This is a genomic window from Labrys sedimenti (assembly GCF_034424805.1).
Taxonomy (GTDB): domain Bacteria; phylum Pseudomonadota; class Alphaproteobacteria; order Rhizobiales; family Labraceae; genus Labrys; species Labrys sedimenti.
The window spans coordinates 1-6812 of record NZ_JAXOUF010000052.1; the positions used below are offsets into that span (position 1 = coordinate 1).

Consider the following 6812-nt stretch of genomic DNA (forward strand, 5'->3'; position numbering starts at 1 on the left):
GCGAGCGAACGCAGCGATTCCTTGATTTCCGGTCCGGCGGCCAGGTCCTGGAACGACTTCATGGTGTCGTTGGCCTGCAGCACCAGCTTGTCCAGCGGCAGTTTCGAAATACGGTCGAGGATGTCGTTGACCGAGCGCAGGGTGGAATCGAACTGGTTCGGATTGGTCGGGATCACCGGATAGGCGCCGTTGGTGTCCACCTGCGCCGGCCCGGCGTTGGGATCGAGGGCGAGCGACACCACGCTCTGCCCGGTCAGGTAGTTGCTGGTCTTGATTTCGGCGCGCAGACCCTTGGCGACCAGCGATTTCAGGACGGTCTCGGGATCGATAGGGCCGTCCGCCCCGACAAACTTGATGCGCTGCGGCTCGAGCTCGATCACGACGGCTGCGCGCGGCAGATTCTTGAGGAAGTCATATTGCAGGCTGACATCGACGACCTGCCCGATCTCGAGGCCCTGCCACTCCACGTTTGAGCCGGCGGCGAGGCCGCCAACCGAGGAGTCGAAATAGACCAGATATCTGTGGCGTATCGTATATTTGGCTTCGTCGGCGCTGGCCTGATCCCGGTAGAGGGTGAAAGCCGTCTTGGGAGCGGCGCGTTCACTCGTCGCCGCACTGGCCGGCGTATCGAAGGCGATGCCGCCTGCGAGCAGGGCCTGGATGGAATCGAGCTGGAGCCGGAAGCCCTGGGGGCCCGTGGTGAGGGAGACCCCGGACGCATTCCAGAAATTGGAGCCGGCACGCACTTCCTTGTCATAGGGATCCCTGACGAAGGCGCGGATGGTGATGCCGTCGGTGAGGTTGGAGGAGTCGTAGCCGAGGACCTGGCCAACCTCGAGGCCACGATGGAAGATCGGCGACCCCGCGCTGATCGAGCCGATCTGGGTGGTCTTCAGCGAAAATTCCTTCCCGGGCGCGTCGGTGGGAATGACGGGAGGCAGTTCAAGGCCGGCGAAGTTGCCGGCTGTCGTGCCGGCCTTGCCGGGATCGAACTCGATATAGACGCCGGAGATGATGGTCGACAGGCCCGAAATACCGGAACTGGCCGACAGGCGCGGCCGGACCACCCAGAACAGCGTGCCCTCGCGCATCAGCGGCTCGGCCTGCTTGGTCATGTCTGCGGTGACGATGACGTGGCTGCCATCCGGCGCAAGCGCGACGCTCTTGACCGTGCCGAAGACGATGGCCTTGTAGCGGATCTGGGTCTTGCCCGGCTCAAGCCCCTCCGCCGTGCGCATGGTGATGGTGATCACCGGCCCCTTTTCCGACAGCGTGACCCAGCCCAGATAGAACGCGATCGCGGCCGCCACGATCGGGATGAGCCAGATCGCGGACAAGCGGCGACGACGCGGCGGATCGATATCCGGCGTGGCCGTGTCATTGCCGTTCTTGGAGGCGTCGGAGTCGGTCAATGGCCCTTCTTTCCTGTGTCACGGCGCAAGACATCCCACATCAGCCGTGGGTCGAATGATTCAGAGGCGATCATGGTGATGATCACCACGCTGGCAAAGGCGATCGCTCCGATGCCGGGCTCGATGGTGGCGATCTCGCCAAGTTGCACCAGGGCGACCAGGATCGAGATCATGAAGATGTCGATCATCGACCAGCGGCCTACGAACTCGATGATCCGGTAGAGCACCGTCCTGCCCTGCAGACGCCAGGTCGTACCGCGCTGGGTGGTGATCAGCAGCGTCATCAGGCCCACCAACTTCAGTACGGGAACCAGGATCGAAGCGAAGAAGACCAGGGCGGCCAGTGGCCACAAACCGGCATCCGCCAGGGCGATGACACCGCTGATGATGGTATCGGGCTCGCCATGCCCGAGCGAGATTACCGTCATGATCGGAAAGAGATTGGCCGGTATGTAGAGGATGGCGGCGGTGATCAGCAGGGCCCAGGTTCTGGTGAGACTGTTGGGCTTGCGCTGATGCAGGGGCGCCGAGCAGCGTGGACAGGCCGCGTCATGGCCTGAAGCAGGCAGGTTGGACACGAGCCAGCAGGATTCGCACAGGGCAGTCGGGCGGCTGGGGTCCACGCGGGAGGGAGGGGGAGCCAGGCCCTTGCGCGCAAAGCTGCGCCAGATGGTTTCATCGTCCAGCAAGGAGCCGGTCGCGACCGTTACCAGCATCAGCGCCACCACGGCGAACACGGCGGGGCCGAGATCGACGTGTGCGAGATCGATCAGCTTCACATAGGCGACGAGAAGGCCGAGCATATAGACTTCGATCATCGCCCAGCGGCCGACGAAACTGGCGCCGCGATGAACGAGCGGCAGCCAGCGCGGCGGGCGCCGCATCCTCAGCCCGGTCAGGACCGTGAGGCGGGCGAGAATCTGCAGGCCCGGCGCCACCAGCATGGTGAAGGCGACGACGATTCCCAGTTCCCACAATCCCTGGTCGTAAAGCGCCTTGATGCCGGTGACGAGGCTGGCCACCTGCGCGCGCCCGGATATTTCGAGCTTGATGAAGGGCAGGAAATTGGCCATGGCGAAGCAGATCGCACCGGCCCAGCTATAGGCATAGGCGTGGCTCAGCGAGATGGCGCGATAATGTTCCAGTGTGGTGCCGCAGCGCGAACAGCGCGCGCGCATGCCGTCCTGGAGCGGCGGTACATCATGCAGCAGCCCGCAATCGTGGCACTCCATAATCTGGGTGGAACTTCGCGTCGTCGGGGTGATCACCCGATCTGTCCGGCCGGCTACCATGTCACTGTTGCACTCGAATCACAAAAGAACTCCGGCCTTGCCGCAACGTCATTCCGCCAATGGAGACGATGAATCTTCCCTGAAATATCTCTTCGAGCCGATCGTAAATTCGATGTCTTGAACCTGAATGGCTCTTTCCAAACGGCCGCAAGTGGGCAATTGCATTGCCGCAATACGCCTCTGCCGGTCCTTTGTCGTTAATGCCCACCACTCACAACCAAGGTTTGCACGGGCAGAAGCATGGCTTGGATCCGCAGGATCATGGCGTGTACTAGACCGACCGTGTCAACGATATGGAGAAAGAGCCAGCGTCCCCGGCTGATGTCCTGCGCGGCTAGCGCGTCATGGTTGTTGGTATAGACATTGGCTATGCAGCTGCCACCGGGCGGCACGTCTTCTAATTGCTCGGCATAAAGCGGCTCCAGATAAGCAGTGATGGATCCCGGCGGCCCTACCTTCTGCACGTCGATCAACTGGTCTGTGGGACGAAATTGTCCGGTAGCGACGACATCTTGAACAAAGGTTACTTTCATTGGAATAATAGTGAAGGGCTTACCTATACAGGTCGCTTCGGCGATCATGCCGACCTTCAGTACTTGAGCCTCGATCTGATCAAACCCAGCTACGAGCGCGGTCCGTCCTGCTCCAGCCGGCACCAGAATACCTGCCGGTCGAAACGTTGTTATCACGTCACCCGGTCGTAACGTGAATTGCTGCAGAGTGCCTGCGATGCCGGCACGCACGAGTTTCTTGTCCAACTCAACCTGTGCCTGGGCCAAGGCTGCCTCGCTACTCGCCTTTTGCGCTGGCAGAAGCGTGGATATCTGTGCTTGGAGGGTCTGCTTATTCGCTTTGGCGGCGTCGACTGCCCCTCTTAAGCCCTCAACGGAAACTTGCAGGCGTTCAATTTCTCGTACAGCGACTACATCGGCATTGCGTCGCATGAGCTCCTGCTTTGTCTTCAGATCGTCAAAAGCTTGCTGATAAGCTCCTAGCGCTTGCTGGATTGTCCCGTCCGCTGCTCCTAATTGGGTCGAAGTTACAATTATCTGAGCATCGATTTCGGCGATCCTGCGCTTGGCAGCCTCCACAGCGGCTTTCTGATCTGAGTCATCGAGCTGAAACAGCGGATCGCCGGCCAGGACCTTTTCATTGGTGCTAACAAACACCTTCGCGACTCTGCCGTTTCCTTCCGGTAGAATGGAGACGGTGCGGTAAATGGTGGTGGCGTACTTGGTTGAAGGATGGAAGTAGAAGATCAGTGAGATTAACGAAACCGTCAGAATCACACAGGCGGTTATCCCCCATCTCAACTCATACCAAACAGAATAGAGAGTGATGTCTCGACCAATCCGCTTGTTCTGGACATAGCGACGAATTAGATAGTCGGGAAGAATAGTCAACATCGAGCACAGAAGTAGCTCAAACATCGTTTAATTTCCTTCGTTCAACGAAGGTGCGTTCGGCACTCCTTCGGGCGCTGGGTCGTGCTCGTCGCGATTAGGTTTCAGCTCAGACGCTGAGCGAAGGGGCAATTCGGCTGGGCGGTTCGCGGTGATGCCGCTTGGTGGATTACGAACCGGGGTTGGATTTTCCAGATGTTCGTCGTGTTGTTCGGCGATCTTTGCAAGAGAACTCGCGATGGATGCGAACGGGGTAGAGAAGTCGGGAATACGAATGAGAGCCAACAACAAGCCGGCAATCCAGAACAAATGATTGTGCGTGAAAAGAGAAATAAAAACCAGAACGGCAACAACTTCCATTTGGACTAAGTTGGTTCTGTGTGCCATTCGTTCGGGAAGGGCATGGAGCTGGAAGTAGAGGTTGCCAATGATGAGGATTAACACCAGCATGACGACGACCATCCCGATGAAAAGGACGTCGGTTTCGCCAGGTGCGGTGATGAAAAATGGCAGATGCTCTACAGCGGCCCGATGAATTCTTCCGTCCAACGAGATCACCCCTAGTTTTCGAGTTGCCCCATCTAAGTGGTCGCTGGGGGGCTGTCTTGCCATTTCGCGCCAGCACTCGGCGCTTCGATAGCTCTTACAGATTTGTTTCCTCCGCCCGCCTGAAATTTGCGACACAACCAGGTTCATCCGCCCATCTGCGGCACTTGAAGCGGCTTGGGCACCAGCTTGACGTTATTCTCCTGAAGCCTGGCCCTAACCTTTGAAAGGATCGCCTTGCGGATCTGGAATTGATGGCCGGCCCGCGCCTTGTACTTGGCGCGGATCACCAAAGTCCCTTCCTCGAGCGCGCCAATACCCTGGCTCTTGAACGGCTCGATGAGGTCGGCGTTCAGTGCCGGGTCCGCGGCAATCTCCTGCCCGATCTCCTTGAACAGTTTCCGCACGAGTTCGACGTCGGTGTCCAAGGCGACCCGAAAAAGCATCTTCTCAATGACCCATTCGCGGCTGAAGTTCTGAATCTTGCCGATTTGCCCAAAGGGGATTGTCGCAACCGGACCACGCGGGTGCCTCAGAGAAACCGATCGCAGCGAAATTCTCTCGACGGTGCCCTTGGCTCCCGAGGTCTCGATATATTCGCCGTGGCGGAAGGCATCGTCGACGACGAAGAAGAGACCTGCCACGACATCCTTGACCAGGGTTTGCGAACCGAGGCCGATCGCCAGGCCGAAAATCGACAGGCCGGTGATGAGCGGCCAGACGTTGATGCCCAGCATGACCAGGATCGTGAGGGCTCCCAGCGTCAGAAGCCCAGCCTTGGCGAGGCCCACGAGCACTGGCCCGACGGTGGTCAGCCGCGTGCCGATCACGGCCGTGCCGGCCTGCGGCTGGCCGGCCGCATGAGGCCTGATGCTTGCGGCCATGATGGCCACCCAGTTCCAGCAGAAGGCGATGACCAGTACGAGCATCAGGATTTCGACGGCCTTCAGCAAGACGGTCCCTCGCGAAATGCCGGCGACATCCAGAATGGGCAGGAGCCAGAACGTCGCCAGGATTGCGAGAATCGATGCGGCCATCACGATCCGGAACGTGCGCCACAGCACACCCCTCAGTTCGCCTCCCTGCGATCGGGCCGCGCGCCAGCCGCACCGTTCCATGGCGATGTCGAGATGTGGACCGGCGAGAACCAGCAGAAGCGAAAGCACCAATGGCCCGCCCCGCATTGGCCTTCCGAGTGTCATGGCCAGTTGGACGAAGACAAAGGCGAGTACGACGAGCGCCACCACGAGCCAGGGCCAGCTCGCGGCGAGTCTCCGGCGTAGCGACTCTGTCGTGCTGCCCAAAGACAACGCTCTCACCACCAACGCGCGATGGCGAATATACGCCGCCGCGACCATGAGGGTGAACGGCAACGACACGGCGAATGTGGCAAACAGGTCTCGCAGGGGATCGGCGGCACTCCATGCACGCAGGCACGTCAGCACTACCAAGCCGGCGGCCACGATCCCAATCGAGATCGCGATGTCACGGCGCCAGGGCCAGCCAACCGACCTGCGCCCGGCCATCAGCGGCAAACAGATCATGGTCGCCAACGCAGAGATTGCGGCGCAATTCAGCAAAGCGCCGCGGAGCACCGGCTCCGTGACGAAACTCAGCAGCGCGCCCCAGAAGGTCAGCATCACGATCATGGCGGCAGCAAGCAAGGCAATTGCACTCAGCACGGGCCTGGCCTTCGACCTGCCGGCGATCAGCGTGGCAATCGCGGCCGTCGCAAGAACGGCAGCCAAGCAGGTTGCCACCACGCCGACACCCAGCAGCGTGGGACTGTAACCAGCAGCTTCAAGTCCTTGCAGGAAATCGCGCCACCCACCTGCGGCCGAGAGCCACCCTGAGAACCTTGCCGCGAGTCCGTTTTCAATCAGGGCGGTGAAATGACCGAGTATTGCTGATGCAGCCTCGATCTCGTCCATCTTGGAATCAGCAGCCATAATGTCTCTCGTGCACAAGCCGATGATCTTAGACGCGATGAAGGACCGAGCCCTGAACGGTCGCGGTCTGGGAACGCAGTTTCACCGAGGAAAAGTAGGGGCCTGGCAGCGCGCCGGCAGAACTGACTTGGGGAAACTGCCCATCGACCAGAAAGCTCCAGCGGCCGACACGCATTTCCAGCGAGGCCATCATTGCGCCGTTGAGCTCCT

Annotated in this window: 6 protein-coding genes; all 6 read right to left on the minus strand. The window is 60.1% G+C overall.

From position 1 onward, the window contains the following. A partial coding sequence (locus U1R88_RS35140; protein ID WP_322435507.1) for a PqiB family protein occupies positions 1–1412 on the minus strand: 1412 nt, incomplete at its 3' end. After that, a complete protein-coding gene (locus tag U1R88_RS35145; protein ID WP_322435508.1) occupies positions 1409–2680 on the minus strand; it encodes a paraquat-inducible protein A in 1272 nt (423 codons plus the stop codon). The genes U1R88_RS35145 and U1R88_RS35140, both read right to left, overlap by 4 nt. A gap of 221 nt (positions 2681–2901) precedes the next feature. After that, positions 2902–4134 (minus strand): HlyD family secretion protein, encoded by a 1233-nt coding sequence (locus U1R88_RS35150; protein ID WP_322435509.1) that lies wholly within the window; start codon positions 4132–4134, stop codon positions 2902–2904. A 3-nt stretch (positions 4135–4137) separates the two neighbouring features. Beyond that, entirely contained in the window at positions 4138–4656 is a 519-nt protein-coding gene (locus U1R88_RS35155; protein ID WP_322435512.1) for a hypothetical protein, read from the minus strand. Between the two features lie 143 nt (positions 4657–4799). After that, positions 4800–6602 (minus strand): mechanosensitive ion channel family protein, encoded by a 1803-nt coding sequence (locus tag U1R88_RS35160; protein WP_322435510.1) that lies wholly within the window; start codon positions 6600–6602, stop codon positions 4800–4802. A 28-nt stretch (positions 6603–6630) separates the two neighbouring features. Beyond that, positions 6631–6812, minus strand: a 182-nt coding sequence (locus U1R88_RS35165; protein WP_322435511.1) for a hypothetical protein, incomplete at its 5' end; no start/stop codon positions are given.